Source organism: Pseudomonas anguilliseptica (assembly GCF_021375795.1).
In the GTDB taxonomy this organism is placed as follows: Bacteria; Pseudomonadota; Gammaproteobacteria; order Pseudomonadales; family Pseudomonadaceae; genus Aquipseudomonas; species Aquipseudomonas anguilliseptica_A.
In genome coordinates this window covers 498,823-512,847 of the sequence record NZ_JAEIOI010000003.1, presented here as the reverse complement: position 1 = coordinate 512,847, position 14,025 = coordinate 498,823, and the positions used below count along the sequence as shown (strand labels likewise).

Annotated in this window: 15 protein-coding genes; 6 read left to right on the top strand and 9 right to left on the bottom strand. The window is 62.0% G+C overall.

Annotated features, from left to right (window positions below; genetic code table 11):
* Window positions 1-39: 39 nt before the first annotated feature.
* The 6 genes from IOD17_RS13920 to IOD17_RS13895 form a co-directional block, all read right to left on the bottom strand.
* Window positions 40-717, bottom strand: coding sequence for a methionine ABC transporter permease (locus IOD17_RS13920; protein ID WP_090254404.1), 678 nt, complete (start codon window positions 715-717; stop codon window positions 40-42).
* The gene (locus IOD17_RS13915; protein ID WP_233685660.1) at window positions 717-1,724 is read right to left on the bottom strand and encodes a methionine ABC transporter ATP-binding protein; all 1,008 of its coding nucleotides are present in this window, start codon (window positions 1,722-1,724) and stop codon (window positions 717-719) included. Before IOD17_RS13915 ends, IOD17_RS13920 begins: the two co-directional genes overlap by 1 nt.
* A 201-nt stretch (window positions 1,725-1,925) precedes the next feature.
* Entirely contained in the window at window positions 1,926-2,783 is an 858-nt protein-coding gene (locus IOD17_RS13910; protein ID WP_233685659.1) for a PA5502 family lipoprotein, read from the bottom strand.
* Between the two features lie 68 nt (window positions 2,784-2,851).
* Complete coding sequence (gene znuB / locus IOD17_RS13905) at window positions 2,852-3,640, bottom strand: zinc ABC transporter permease subunit ZnuB (protein ID WP_233685658.1); 789 nt, start codon at window positions 3,638-3,640, stop codon at window positions 2,852-2,854.
* Entirely contained in the window at window positions 3,633-4,439 is an 807-nt protein-coding gene (znuC, locus tag IOD17_RS13900; RefSeq protein ID WP_233685657.1) for a zinc ABC transporter ATP-binding protein ZnuC, read from the bottom strand. The genes znuB and znuC overlap by 8 nt, the downstream gene beginning before the upstream one ends.
* Window positions 4,436-4,921 (bottom strand): Fur family transcriptional regulator, encoded by a 486-nt coding sequence (locus IOD17_RS13895; RefSeq protein WP_233685656.1) that lies wholly within the window; start codon window positions 4,919-4,921, stop codon window positions 4,436-4,438. The genes znuC and IOD17_RS13895 overlap by 4 nt, the downstream gene beginning before the upstream one ends.
* A gap of 66 nt (window positions 4,922-4,987) precedes the next feature.
* Here IOD17_RS13895 and znuA point away from each other — a divergent pair, with 66 nt between their 5' ends.
* A complete protein-coding gene (gene znuA / locus IOD17_RS13890; RefSeq protein WP_233685655.1) occupies window positions 4,988-5,974 on the top strand; it encodes a zinc ABC transporter substrate-binding protein ZnuA in 987 nt (328 codons plus the stop codon).
* Window positions 5,975-5,987: 13 nt separating this feature from the next.
* Here the strand turns inward: znuA and IOD17_RS13885 are convergent, their stop codons facing one another.
* Window positions 5,988-6,938, bottom strand: coding sequence for a homoserine kinase (locus IOD17_RS13885; protein ID WP_233685654.1), 951 nt, complete (start codon window positions 6,936-6,938; stop codon window positions 5,988-5,990).
* Window positions 6,939-6,952: 14 nt separating this feature from the next.
* Entirely contained in the window at window positions 6,953-7,237 is a 285-nt protein-coding gene (locus IOD17_RS13880) for a DUF2782 domain-containing protein (protein WP_233685653.1), read from the bottom strand.
* 74 nt (window positions 7,238-7,311) lie between these two features.
* Here IOD17_RS13880 and polA point away from each other — a divergent pair, with 74 nt between their 5' ends.
* Window positions 7,312-10,158 carry a DNA polymerase I gene (gene polA, locus IOD17_RS13875; RefSeq protein WP_233685652.1) on the top strand — a complete coding sequence of 949 codons (2,847 nt, stop codon included), beginning with the start codon at window positions 7,312-7,314 and terminating at the stop codon, window positions 10,156-10,158.
* A gap of 313 nt (window positions 10,159-10,471) precedes the next feature.
* On the opposite strand, the gene yihA is transcribed toward polA, so the two are convergent.
* Complete coding sequence (gene yihA / locus IOD17_RS13870; RefSeq protein ID WP_233685651.1) at window positions 10,472-11,125, bottom strand: ribosome biogenesis GTP-binding protein YihA/YsxC; 654 nt, start codon at window positions 11,123-11,125, stop codon at window positions 10,472-10,474.
* 247 nt (window positions 11,126-11,372) lie between these two features.
* Between yihA and IOD17_RS13865 the strand changes: the two genes are divergently transcribed.
* The 4 genes from IOD17_RS13865 to IOD17_RS13850 all read left to right on the top strand — a co-directional run bounded on the left by IOD17_RS13865 (window position 11,373) and on the right by IOD17_RS13850 (window position 14,003).
* Window positions 11,373-11,663 carry a c-type cytochrome gene (locus IOD17_RS13865; RefSeq protein ID WP_233685650.1) on the top strand — a complete coding sequence of 97 codons (291 nt, stop codon included), beginning with the start codon at window positions 11,373-11,375 and terminating at the stop codon, window positions 11,661-11,663.
* Window positions 11,664-11,709: 46 nt separating this feature from the next.
* Window positions 11,710-12,315, top strand: a complete 606-nt coding sequence (locus tag IOD17_RS13860) for a c-type cytochrome (RefSeq protein WP_233685649.1) — start codon at window positions 11,710-11,712, stop codon at window positions 12,313-12,315.
* Window positions 12,316-12,486: 171 nt separating this feature from the next.
* Window positions 12,487-13,116 (top strand): thiol:disulfide interchange protein DsbA/DsbL, encoded by a 630-nt coding sequence (locus IOD17_RS13855; protein ID WP_233685648.1) that lies wholly within the window; start codon window positions 12,487-12,489, stop codon window positions 13,114-13,116.
* A 23-nt stretch (window positions 13,117-13,139) separates the two neighbouring features.
* Window positions 13,140-14,003: an endonuclease/exonuclease/phosphatase family protein gene (locus IOD17_RS13850; RefSeq protein WP_233685647.1), complete on the top strand. Its 864-nt coding sequence runs from the start codon at window positions 13,140-13,142 to the stop codon at window positions 14,001-14,003.
* Window positions 14,004-14,025: the final 22 nt, after the last annotated feature.

Here is a 14,025-nt window from a genome sequence, read left to right as displayed (position 1 = left end):
TTGTGGGATCGGGGTTGGCGACGGGTAGTCGCCGGCTGTTTATTTGCGGGAAAAATGCACCACCAGCTTGTCGCCGACGGTTTGTAGAATCTGTACCAGCACCAGCAGCAGGATCACCGTCACCGCCATCACGTCCGGCTGATAGCGCTGATAGCCATAACGCACGGCGAGGTCGCCGAGGCCGCCGCCGCCGATCAGGCCGCTCATGGCGGTATAGGACACCAGGGTAATCGCGGTCACGGTGATCGCCGCGATGATGCCGGGCAGCGCCTCGGGGAGCAGGGCGTTGACCACGATCTGCCGGGTGGTGGCGCCCATGGCCTGGGTCGCTTCGATGATGCCGCGGTCGACTTCACGCAGCGCGGTTTCCACCAGGCGCGCGAAGAATGGCGTGGCCCCGACTACCAGCGGCGGGATGGCGCCGGCGACGCCCAGCGAGGTGCCGGTGACAATCACCGTGAAGGGGATCATCACGATCAGCAGGATCACGAACGGCACCGAGCGCAGAATGTTCACCAGCAGCGACAGGAAGCCGTAGAAAGCCTTCTGTTCGAACATCTGCCGGGGACTGGTGAGAAACAGCAGCACGCCCAGCGGCAGGCCGAGCAGCACGGTAAACAGCATGGAGCCGCCGAGCATGCTCAGGGTGTCCAGGCTGGCGTAGCCGATTTCCGCCCAATCAACGTTGGGGAGTAGACGAGTCAGCAGGGCTTCCATTAGCGCAGCACCTCCAGATGCACGTCGGCGGCTTTGAAGCGCACCAGCGCGGCGTCCAGATCGCCGCCAGTCAGGGCCAGGGTCAGCTGGCCGTAGGGGGTGTCCTTGATGCGGTCGATACGCCCGGCGAGGATGCTGTAATCCACCCCGGTCTCACGTGCCACGGTGCCCAGCAGCGGCGCGTAGGTGGCTTCGCCCTGGAAAGTCAGGCGCAGAATGCGACCCTGCACATGGGCGAAATCATCGCGTTGTTCGTGCTCGTCGACCTGCTCGGCTTCCTGCACAAAGCGCTTGGTGGTGGCGTGTTGCGGGTGCAGAAACACCTCGGCCACCGGGCCGGATTCGACGATTACGCCGGCATCCATGACGGCCACGCGGTCACATACGCGGCGGATCACGTCCATCTCGTGGGTGATCAGTACGATGGTCAGGTTCAGCTCGCGGTTGATCTCGGCCAGCAGTTGCAACACCGAGGCGGTGGTCTGCGGGTCGAGGGCGCTGGTGGCCTCGTCGCAGAGCAGAATCTTCGGTTCGGTGGCCAGGGCGCGGGCGATGCCGACGCGCTGTTTCTGTCCGCCGGAGAGCTGCGCCGGGTACTTGTTGGCGTGGTCCTGCAGGCCGACCCTGGCCAGCAACTCGGCAACTCGGGCATTGATCGCGCTACGCGGCAGCTCACCGGCCAGCTTCAGTGGCAGGGCGACGTTGTCGGCGACGGTCTTGGATGACAGCAGGTTGAAGTGCTGGAAGATCATCCCGACCTGCTGGCGGAAGCGCCGCAGGCCTGTGGCGTCGAGCGCCGTGACGTCTGCGCCGTCGATCTCGATACGCCCACCGGAAGGCTCTTCCAGGCGATTGATCAGACGCAGCAGGGTGCTTTTACCGGCACCGGAATGACCGATGATGCCAAACACTTCGCCGCGGGCAATGTGCAGGTCGGTCGGCTGCAGGGCGGGGATATTCTGGCCACTGACGCGGTACGCCTTGTGGACCTGATGGAAGTTGATCACGCGTTAAACCTTTTGGGTTTCAAAGTTGCCGGGTAGGCAGAAACGGCCGGCTAGTCTACCCGCCACTGTTTAGGCCGCAAAAATCTTTGTAGGCCTATGGTTATAGCTAAATTGCATTAAATGCCAAACTGCTCTGGGCAGTGTAGTCAGCGCCAATGCAAACGACCGGGCAAGCCCGGTCGTTACGCAACTCAAGTGTCATCAGCGCTTGGGCGTGAGCACCAACTGCGGCACCTGAGCGGGCTTGATCACCTGGCTTATGCGCGGGCTGAAACTCGGGTCCAGGCGTTTGATCCGTGCATTGAGCAGGGAGGCGACCCAGGGGAAATCCTTGGCCTCGCGCACTTCGATGCGCACAGCACAGCGGAAGGTCACGATATCTGCTGCGACACCGTCAAGCAGGCTGCGCAGGCGTTCGTTGTCCTGGTTGTCGAGCATCGGCATGCCGATCACGCTGCTAGCGGCGGCCGGGTCGATCATGCGCGCCTGCGGTTTGGCTGGCACGGGAGCCGGCGTTTCCACGGCGGGAGTGTTGGGCAGTTGAGTGGCCTGGATGGCAGCGGCCTGACGCTCCGCCGCCAGACGCAGTTGCCGAGCTTGCTCCAGGCGGGCGGCTTCGGCCTGTGCAGCCGCTTGTTCGGCGGCACGGCGCTGCTGTGCGGCGGCGGCCAGTTCAGCTTCACGGGCCTGAGCGATGGCGCCATCCAGGCCGGTGGTCAGTGCCGGTGCCTGCGGCATCAGGCTGCGGGCACGGCTCAGGGCCTTGGTGGCGTTATCCAGATCACCGCTTTGCAGGGCTTTCTGGCCCTGTTGCAGATGCGCTTCGGCGAGTTGGCGCTGGTATTGCTCCAGGCGGGTGTCGCCGGCAGCGCGTTGCTGCAGGTTGCCGAGCTGGCTTTCGGCGTTGCTCAGGTCACCACTGGCCAGGCTCTGATCGAGCTGGCGGAAGGCGCTGACCAGATCATCCACTGGCAGGTTGGCCGGTTGCGGCGCGCTCTGGCAGCCGGCCAGCAGCAGAACCAGACTGAGGGCAAATCCACGGAAAACGAACGATTTCATGACTGCGCGTCTCGAATTGTGCAAAAAACGCGCAAGTTTACACTGTGCCCGGAGGCATCACCAATCTTTCAGGCGGTGCGCCGTGGCAGGGTAAAGCTCAGCAGAAACAACGCGGCAGCGCTGACTACGATGGACGGCCCGGCCGGCGTGTCCTGAAACCATGAGAGGCTGAGCCCGCCGCACACCGCGACGATGCCCAGCAGGCTGGCGCCGAAGGCCATTTGCTCGGGTGTGCGCGCATGGCGCTGGGCGGCAGCGGCGGGAATGATCAGCAGGGAGGTGATCAGCAGCACGCCGACAATCTTCATCGCCACAGCGATCACCACGGCGATCAGCAGCATCAGACTCAGGCGAATCGCCGCCACGGGCAGACCTTCGACCTTGGCCAGTTCTTCGTGCACGGTAATCGCCAGCAACGGCCGCCATAGCAGGGCCAGCAGCATCAGCACCAGGGCGCTGCCGCCGATGATCCAGGCCAGATCGGTTGGGCCGACGGCCAGCAAATCGCCGAACAAATAGCCCATCAGGTCGATGCGCACATCCTGCATAAAGCTCAGCACCACCAGACCCAGCGACAGGGTGCTGTGGGCGAGGATGCCGAGCAGGGTGTCGGAGGCCAGCGGCTGGCGGCTTTGCAGGGTCACCAGCAGCACCGCGAGGAGTACGCAGCCCACGGTGACTGCCAGGGTTGGGCTGACATCCAGCATCAGGCCGAGGGCGACGCCGAGCAGCGCGGCATGTGACAAGGTATCGCCGAAATAGGCCATGCGCCGCCACACCACAAAGGAACCCAGCGGTCCGGCGACCAACGCCAGGGCGAGGCCGGCGAGCAGGGCGTTGAGCAGAAAATCAGCCATGCGTGCAGCCATCTCCGTGAATATGCGGTTTTACCGGGCCTTTGATGCTCAGGCCCGCAGGCGTTTCAGTGACCACCGCGCCGTGCAGGTCGTGTTCATGATCATGGTGGTGGGTGTAGACGGCCAGGCTCTTGGCGTCCTCGCCGAACAGCTCGACAAAGGCCGGATCGAAGCTGACCTGCTCCGGATGGCCGGAACAGCAGACGTGACGGTTGAGGCAGACCACCTGATCAGTGGTGCTCATCACCAGGTGCAGGTCGTGGGAGACCATCAGTACGCCGCAGCCGTGGCGGTCGCGTAGCTGGGTGATCAGGCGGTACAACTCGGCCTGGCCGGCCACGTCGACGCCCTGCACCGGTTCATCCAGCACCAGCAGTTCAGGCTTGCGCAGCAGGGCGCGGGCTAGCAGCACGCGCTGCAACTCGCCGCCAGAGATGCTTTGCAGCGGGCTATCGATGACCTGTTCCGCGCCCACTTCGGCCAGTGCAGCCTGCACATCCGCGCGGCTGACGCCCGGCACCAGGCGCAGAAAGCGCAGCACCGAGAGTGGCAGGGTGGCATCCACATGCAGCTTCTGCGGCATATAGCCGACCCGCAGTTTGGGCTTGCGCCAGACGCTGCCGCTGTCGGGTTTAAGCAGGCCGAGTACGGCGCGCACCAGCGTGGTTTTACCGGCGCCGTTGGGGCCGATCAGGGTGACGATTTCGCCCGGCTTTACGCTGAGCTGCACATCTTGCAGCACATTCTGCCCGGCGAAGGTCACACCCACCCCGGCGAGACTGATCAGGGCATCGCTCATGCGGGCTCCTGGCAGCCTGCGCACAGGCCGACCACTTCTACTGTCTGGCTTTCCACGGCAAAGCCGACACCGGCCGCGCTGCTGATAATGGCGTCGCTGATCGTCGCCTGCTCCAGCTCAATGGCCGCATTGCAGCTTCGGCAGATCAGGAACTGGCCCTGGTGGGCGTGTTCCGGGTGGCTGCAGCCGACAAAGGCGTTGAGCGAGGCGATACGGTGCACCAGGCCGTTTTCCAGGAGGAAATCCAGGGCACGATACACCGTGGGTGGCGCAGCGCGGCGGCCGTCTTCGTCACTCAGTACGCCGAGAATGTCATAAGCCCCCAGCGGCTTGTGGCTGGCCCAGACCAGTTCCAGCACGCGTTTGCGCAGGGCGGTCAGGCGCAAACCTTGGCGCGCGCAGATGGCTTCGGCCTCGGCCAGGGCATGGCTGACGCAGTGGGAATGGTCGTGGGGGCGCGAGGCCAGCGGAGCTTGAGTCATGGGCAACGACGAATAAGGTGAGAGACGTTATTATATTACTCGTTCCTTCCCGTTTGAGTGCTCCCCGTGTTGCGTCTTTTTCCGGCTGTGTGCCTGCTATTGATCACTTTTTCCCTGAGTTTTGCGGCTCACGCTGATGTGCGCGTGCTGACCAGCATCAAGCCGCTGCAGCTGATTGCCGCTGCCGTGCAGGACGGCGTCGGCCAGCCCGATGTATTGCTGCCGCCGGGCGCATCGCCGCACCACTACGCGCTGCGTCCCTCCGATGTGCGCCGCGTGCGTGATGCTGACCTGCTGTATTGGATCGGCGCGGATCTGGAAAGCTTTCTGCCGCGCGTGCTGGCCGGCCGCGAGAAACCGAGTGTGGCGGTGCAGGATGTTCCGGGTATGTCTTTGCGTCATTTTGGCGAGAGTGAAGCGCCACACACCGAGCATCAGGATGATCACGCCGATCACGCCGATCACGCCGATCACGCCGATCACGCCGATCACGCGCATGCCGCAGATCAGCATGACCACGCCCACCGCCCCGGCAGCCTGGATGCGCACCTCTGGTTGCTGCCGGCCAATGCCCGGGTAATTGCCGGCAAAATCGCCACCGACCTGGCACACGCCGACCCGGCCAATGCCGCGCGTTATCAGGCCAATGCCAAAGCATTCGGCGAGCGTCTGGATGCGCTGGATCAGCGCCTGAAAAGTCGCCTGAACGGCCTGGCAGGCAAGCCCTACTTCGTTTTCCACGAAGCCTACGACTACTTCGAAGCCGCCTATGGCCTCAAGCATGCCGGCGTGTTCAGCGTACTGGGTGAAGTTCAGCCAGGCGCCCAGCATGTGGCCGCCATGCGCGAGCGCCTGCAACAAGCCGGGCCGAGTTGTGTGTTCAGTGAGCCGCCATTCCGCCCACGTCTGGCGCAAACCCTGACCGCCGGCCTGCCGGTCACTCTGGCCGAGTTGGACGCCATGGGCGGTACCTTGCCGGTGGATGCAAAGGGTTACGAAGCTCTGTTGGAGAATATGGCGGGCGAATTGGCCGGGTGTCTCGAGGCGCTGTAATCAGCTCCCGTATCTAGAAGGCGAACGGCAGCGCCAACTCTACCTGCTGGCGCTGGGCCAGGCGGCGCTGGAATTCTGCCGGGTCGTGAATCAGCACTTCCTGGCCGGCGAAGGATTCGGCGGCGATCAGGCGCGACAGCCAGAAGCGTACGCAAGCAATACGCAGCATGGCCGGCCACAGTTCGGCTTCTGCCGCAGTAAATGCCCGTAAACCGGCGTAGGCACCAAGCAGCGCCTGCGCGCGCTTGCTGTCCAGGCTGCCGTCATCCCGTGAGCACCAGTCGTTCAGGGCAATCGCCAAGTCATAGAGCATCGGCCCCGAACAGGCGTTGTAGAAGTCGATCACCCCGGCCAAGTGGTTACCGTCGAACAGCACGTTGTCGCGGAACAGATCGGCATGCAGATTGGCCTGTGGCAAGGCGAGGATGCGCGGCTTGAGCGTGTGGATCTCCGCCAGTGCATCGCGCAGCAGTGGCAAGTGTTCATCAGGCAACTTCAGGGCCAGGCTTGGCCCTTCGGCGAGCATCCAGTCCAGGCCCCGATCACTCTTGCGCGGCAGCGGCTGATTGCGCGTGGCCAGGTGAATGCGCGCCAGCAGCGCGCCGACTTCCTGACAGTGATGCGCATTGGCTTCATGCACATGCTTGCCGGCCAGGCGCGGCTGCAACAATGCCGGCTTTTCCGCCAGGCTGCGCAGCGCTTCGCCGCTGGCGGTGCGCAGGGCATAAGGCACCGGCAGGCCAGCGTCATGCAGCACGTCGAGCAGTTCGATAAAGAAGGGTAAATCGGCGCTTGGGCCACGCTCGATCAGGGTCAGAACGAATTCGCCCTGTTCCAGGCTGACGAAGAAATTACTGTTCTCGCTGCCCGCAGCAATGCCCTGGAAGTCGCGCAAGCGACCCAGGCCATAGGGAGCGAGAAACACCTCGAGCTCATGGCGCTCAAGCGGGGTGAATACCGACATAGGTTAGAAACGCCTTACCACTTAAAGATTTCCCACTGCGGGATCAGCATGTCCGGCTGATCGGAGCGGATAAAGTTGCCTTCGCTACCATCGGCACGTACCAGGAAGTAGGGCTTACCCTTTTTCGGGGTGATCTTGATCGCATAGAGGAAGCCATTCTGCCGATACTCGGTGATGGTGCGGTCGCCGTCCTGGCGGATGGTGACATCCGGGTCGGCCGAAACCGGATCTTCAGCGTGGGCGACCAGGGTGGTAAATGCCAGCAGGCTGGCGAGCAACAGGCGATTGAGTGCGCGCATGATAACCTTGTCCCTTTGATTCCAATGGTGCGGCCATTCTACCGCCGCCCCCGCCGAAAAGGTTGATCCTGCTCATGAGCCAAGCCCCTCTCGTTCTGGTTGACGGTTCGTCTTACCTTTACCGTGCCTTCCACGCCCTGCCGCCGCTGACCACCTCCAAGGGCTTGCCCACCGGTGCGGTGAAGGGCGTGCTGAACATGCTCAAGAGCCTGCGCAAGCAGTACCCGAAAAGCCCGTTTGCCGTGGTGTTCGACGCCAAGGGCGGTACCTTCCGCGATGAAATGTTCGCCGAGTACAAGGCCAATCGCCCGTCCATGCCCGATGAGTTGCGCGTTCAGGTCGAGCCGCTACACGCCAGCGTCAGGGCCATGGGCTACCCGCTGCTGTGCGTCGAGGGCGTCGAGGCCGATGATGTGATCGGCACCCTGGCCCGCCAATGCGCCGCCGAGGGGCGCGATGTGGTGATTTCCACCGGCGACAAGGACATGGCCCAGTTGGTTTGCCCGCACGTTACGCTGGTCAACACCATGACCGGTAGCGTTTACGACATCGATGGCGTGAAAGCGAAATTCGGTGTCGGTCCTGAGCTGATCATCGACTACCTGGCGCTGATGGGTGACAAGGTCGACAACATTCCCGGCGTGCCGGGCGTGGGTGAGAAGACCGCGCTGGGCCTGCTGGTCGGCGTCGGCGGCGGCCTCGATGTGCTCTACGCCAACCTCGATAAAGTCCCGGAACTGCCGATTCGTGGCGCCAAGACCCTGCCGGCCAAACTCGCCGAGCACAAGGACATGGCTTACCTGTCCTACGCCCTGGCGACCATCAAACTGGATGTGCCGCTGAATATCGCCATCGACTCGCTGCACCCGGGCGAGATGGATGTGCCGGCCCTGATGGAGCTGTACGCCGAGCTGGAATTCAAGACCTGGCGCGATGAGTTGCTGCGCAGCAACCCGGCGCCTGCGGTCAAAGTTGCGGCCGCAGCGCCTGCCGATGATCTGTTTGCCCTGGCCCCCAGCGCCAGTGCGGCACCTGTCGTGGCACCAGCCGCTGACGCGACGGCAATCGAAGCGCCCGCTGCCGAGCTGCCCGCACCGGCCGCCTTGGGCGATTACGTGTGCATTCTGGAGCAAGCGCAGTTCGAGCAATGGCTGGAGAAGCTGCGCAACGCCGAGCTGATTGCCTTCGACACCGAGACCACGGGTCTGGATGCGCAACAGGCGCAGTTGGTTGGCCTGTCGTTTGCGGTCAAGGCCGGAGAAGCGGCCTATATCCCGGTGGCTCATAGCTACATGGGCGTGCCGACCCAGCTTGACCGCGATGCGGTGCTCAAGGCGCTGAAACCGATTCTGGAAGACCCGAATAAGGCCAAGGTCGGTCAGCACGCCAAATACGATATGAATATCCTCGCCAATGCCTCGACGCCGATTGCGGTGCAGGGCGTGGCGTTCGACACCATGCTCGAATCCTACGTGCTGGACTCCACCGCCACCCGTCACGACATGGACAGCCTGGCGCTCAAGTACCTGGATCACAGCAACATCCGCTTCGAGGACATCGCCGGTAAAGGCGCCAAGCAGTTGACCTTCGACCAGATTGACCTGGCCCAGGCCGCGCCTTATGCCGCTGAAGATGCTGACGTAACCCTGCGTTTACACCAGCACCTGTGGGCCAAGCTCGACGCTGAGCCGAGCCTGGCCAAGGTGCTGCATGAGATCGAGATGCCGCTGGTGCCAGTACTGGCGCGCATCGAACGCCAGGGCGCGCTGGTGGATGCCAACTTGCTGGGTCTGCAAAGCAATGAGCTGGGTGAAAAGCTGGTGGCGCTGGAGCGCCAGGCCTTCGAGATTGCTGGTGAGGAGTTCAACCTGGCTTCACCCAAGCAGCTGGGCGTGATTCTTTACGAGAAACTTGGCCTGCCGGTCATCAGCAAAACCGCCAAGGGCCAGGCCTCCACCGCCGAAGCGGTGCTCGCCGAACTGGCCGAGCAGGATTTCGAGCTGCCCAAGGTGCTCATGCAGTATCGCTCCTTGAGCAAGCTGAAAAGCACCTACACCGACCGCCTGCCAGAGCAGATCAACCCACGCACCGGGCGCATCCACACCAGCTATCACCAGGCGGTGGCCGCCACCGGACGCTTGTCGTCCACCGACCCGAACCTGCAGAACATCCCGATCCGCACCGCTGAAGGTCGACGTATTCGCCAGGCCTTTGTCGCGCCCAAGGGTTACAAACTGCTGGCGGCGGACTATTCGCAAATCGAGCTGCGCATCATGGCCCACCTGGCCAAGGATGAAAGCCTGCTGGAAGCCTTCCGCCATGGTCGTGATGTACACAAGGCCACTGCGGCCGAGGTGTTCGGTGTGCCTTTGGAAGAGGTCACCAGTGATCAGCGCCGCAGCGCCAAGGCGATCAACTTCGGCCTGATCTATGGCATGAGCGCTTTTGGCCTGGCCAAGCAGATCGGCTGCGATCGCAAGCAGGCGCAGGCCTATATCGATGTGTATTTCGCCCGTTACCCCGGTGTGCTGGCCTATATGGAGCGTACCCGCGAACAGGCGTCCGAGCAGGGCTTTGTCGAGACGCTGTTCGGCCGTCGGCTGTACCTGCCGGATATCCATGCGAAGAACCAGGCGCTGCGCAAAGGCGCCGAGCGCACTGCGATCAACGCGCCGATGCAGGGCACGGCAGCGGACATCATCAAGCGTGCCATGGTCCGGGTCGACAACTGGCTGAATGAGTCCGGCCTGGATGCCAAGGTCATCCTGCAGGTACACGATGAACTGGTGCTGGAAGTGCGTGAGGATCTGGTCGCGCAGGTCAGTGAGCAGATCAAGCCGCTGATGGGCGATGCTGCCGCGCTGGATGTGCCGCTGCTGGTGGAGGTTGGCGTGGGTGATAACTGGGATGAGGCGCACTGACGCCGGCGTGGTGCGGCTAAGCGCCTGCTATGGCGGGCGTTTTAGGTTTTTGGGTATCGATATTGCCGTTTTTATAGCTAATCGATTCAAAAGCTCGGCTGAACTTTATTCTTGCCCGGCCAGTCAGAGTTCACGAATGGCCCGCAAAGCCCTTCGATGCTCCTTGTTGTGTTAAGTGTTGGCAGATTCTGGACCCCGCCCTAGCGGTTCAGACGTTAAACCCCGAACTTCCCTCCCCCATAAGAAGTTTCGGGGTTTTTTTTGTGCTCAACCCACCTATGGTGACCACCCTTCGGATCGCTACAGGACTGGATCAGGTCTCGGTGTCTTCGTCATCCGGCAGGGCAAACTCACCCAGCTGCATCCATTCGGCCAGTACTTCCTGAGCTTCTTCGACGCCAATGCGTTTGGGCGCGGAGAACAGCTGGATACTGACGCGATCACCCCAGCGCTTGCGAATGTCCTGCTGCACCTTGAGCAGAGCATTCTTTGCTGCGCCAAAAGCCAGCTTGTCGGCCTTGGTCAGCAGGATGTGCATGGGCATTTCGCTGGCCACGGACCAGTCGAGCATAAGTATGTCGAACTCAGTCAGCGGTTTGCGGATGTCCATCATCAGCATCAGGCCGCGCAGGCATTCGCGGCTGCCGAGGTAGGCCTCCAGGTGCTTCTGCCAGTGCAATTTCAGCGGGATTGGCACCTTGGCGTAGCCATAACCCGGCAGGTCGACCAGGCGGCGCTCTTCATCCAGCTTGAAGAAGTTGAGCAGCTGGGTGCGCCCTGGCGTCTTCGAGGTACGTGCCAGGCTGGCGTGGGTCAGGGTATTCAGGGCGCTGGATTTACCGGCGTTGGAGCGGCCGGCAAAGGCCACTTCATGGCCGAAATCCTCCGGGCATTGGTCGACCTTGGCTGCGCTGATAAGGAACGTAGCCTGTTGGCACAGACCGATAATGGGGTTCTTGGCTTGCATCTGGGTATCCGTGAGGGCGGGCATAGAAGGCATTGCAGGCGCGATGCCCTTGCGACATTTGCGCGCAGCCTGCCTGTCGGCGCGTAGCGCGGCAAGCTGCGTCGTTTCCGTTTCAATGACGCCAGTATATAATGGCGCAGATTTTGTGTGCGCTTTCTCCCTGCTGTTGGATAAGTGTTCACGGGAACGATTTAGATCATCTGCCCATAGAAAGCAGTACGTTCCCCTCCCTGATGAGGTTGATCTGATGAAAAAATTGCTGATTGCAGCCAGTGCATTGATGCTGTCGTTGAGTGCTCAGGCTGCACAGGATCCGGAAGCCGTCTACGCTCGCGCGTGTGGTGTGTGCCATAACGGGCAGATTCCGACCGCTCCCAAGCGTGGTGACAAGGTTGCCTGGGAACCGCGTCTGGCCAAGGGCAACGATGCCCTGGTACAGAGTGTCACCAATGGTCTGAATGCCATGCCACCCCGCGGGTTGTGTATGGACTGCACCGCCGAGGATTACCAAGCCGTCATCAAGTTGATGACCAAGTAAGTCCGGCGCATAAACTCTTTCTCTTAGCCGTAAATTGGATTAGCTGATGAACAAAGTACTCGTGAGTCTGCTGTTGACCCTGGGCCTCACTGGCTTCGCACATGCTGCAGGCAATGCTGAAGCTGGCCAGGGTAAGGTGGTTGTGTGTGGTGCGTGCCATGGTGCCGATGGCAACAGTGCTGCACCGAACTTCCCGAAACTGGCTGGGCAAGGCGAGCGCTATTTGCTCAAGCAGCTGAAAGACATCAAATCCGGTGCCCGTCCAATCGTGGAAATGACCGGTTTGCTGGATAACCTCAGCGACCAGGACCTGCAGGACATCGCCGCTTACTTTGCCAGCCAGCAGATGAGTGTTGGCGCCGCTGACCCGAAACTGGTTGTACGTGGTGGCGAGCTGTTCCGTGGCGGCAAACTGGCTGAAGGCATGCCGGCCTGCACCGGCTGCCATTCGCCGAATGGCGCTGGCCTGGACGCTGCCGGTTACCCGCAACTGGGTGGCCAGCACGCAACCTACATCGCCAAGCAGCTGACTGACTTCCGCGAAGGCAACCGCACCAACGATGGTGACAGCATGATCATGCGTTCCATCGCGGCCAAGCTGAGCAACAAGGATATCGAAGCAGTTTCCAGCTTTATCCAGGGTCTGCACTGATCCACGCTGGGCGACATGCAGTAATGAAAAAGGGTGGCTCAGGCCGCCCTTTTTCGTTCTGTGCATCGCTACCTCGGGGCAACAGCCCCTACAATGTGCGGAACCCCAGATTGCCTCGCGGGTCGAACCTCGGTTCGTCATCACGCACCGTCCATAGCCAAGGAGTAACGCATGCGTAACCTGATCCTCAGTGCCACTCTCGTCGCCACCAGCCTGTTTGGCCTGAGCGCCCATGCCGAGCCGATTGAAGCGGGCAAACAGTATGTAGAACTGAACAACCCGGTGGCCGTGTCCAAGCCGGGCAAGATCGAAGTGGTCGAACTGTTCTGGTACGGCTGTGGCCACTGCTACAAGTTCGAAGCCACCATTAACCCGTGGATCGACACCCTGCCGGAAGATGTCAACTTCGTGCGCATCCCGGCCATGTTTGGCGGTATGTGGAACGTGCATGGCCAGATGTTCATCACCCTTGAAGCGATGAAGGCCGAGCACAAGGTGCATGCGGCGATCTTCGATGCCATCCACGTGCAGGGCAAGAAGCTGGCCACCCCGGAAGAAATGGCCGACTTCCTCGCTGGTGAAGGCGTCGACAAGGACGCTTTCCTCAAGACCTACAACTCCTTCGGCGTGAAGAGCCAGCTGGAAAAGGCCAAGAAACTGGCCATGGCCTACCAGATCACTGGTGTACCGGTGATGATCGTCAACGGCAAATACCGTTTCGACATCAGCAGCTCGGGCGGCCCGCAGCAAGCCCTGCAAGTGGCTGATCACCTGATTGCCAAAGAACGCGCCGCGCAGTAATCGGCGTGCGCGGATAACGCGTCATGCTCAGGCGCTGGCCGGCCAGGCGGGCGATTGATCTGTGTGATCCACAGGTCAATTCCCGTTGTGCGCCGGCTGCAGACTGGCCCATCAGTGGCAGCCTGCGGCTGCTCAGTTTCAATATCCAGGTGGGCATCAGCACTCAGCGTTATCACCATTACCTGACGCGCAGCTGGCAGCATCTGTTGCCGCATGCCGGGCGCAGCGGCAATCTGCAACGGATTGGCGAGCTGCTCGGTGATTTCGATCTGGTGGCTTTGCAGGAAGTCGATGGCGGCAGCCTGCGTTCCGGCTACGTCAATCAGGTCGAGCACCTGGCCCATCTCGCTGCCTTTCCCTACTGGTACCAGCAACTCAACCGTAACCTCGGCCGTTTGGCCCAGCACAGCAATGGCCTACTCAGTCGCTTGCGCCCCAGCCTGCTGGAAGATCACCCGTTGCCCGGCCCGCCAGGGCGAGGTGCAATGTTGCTGCGCCTTGGTGAGGGGCCTGACGCGATTGCCGTGGTGATGATGCACCTGGCCCTGGGCGCGCGCGCCCGCACTCGGCAGTTAGCCTATATCCGCGAGCTGCTCAGCGATTACCGGCATCGGGTGCTGATGGGCGATATGAACACCCATGCCAACGACCTGCTGGAGCATTCGCCCCTGCGCGACCTGGGCTTGTGGGCGCCGCAGGTCGAGGCCACCTTTCCCAGCTGGCAGCCGCAGCGCTGCCTGGATCACATCCTGCTCAGCGCAGAACTGTCCCTGGAGCGCTGTGAGGTGTTGCCATTGCCGATCTCCGATCATCTGCCAGTGGCGGTGCAAATTCGTTTGCCCACTTCACTCTGTGGGCCTGCACCACCTATGCTGGTTGAGCTGTAGGTGATGGGCAGGTTATCGCCCG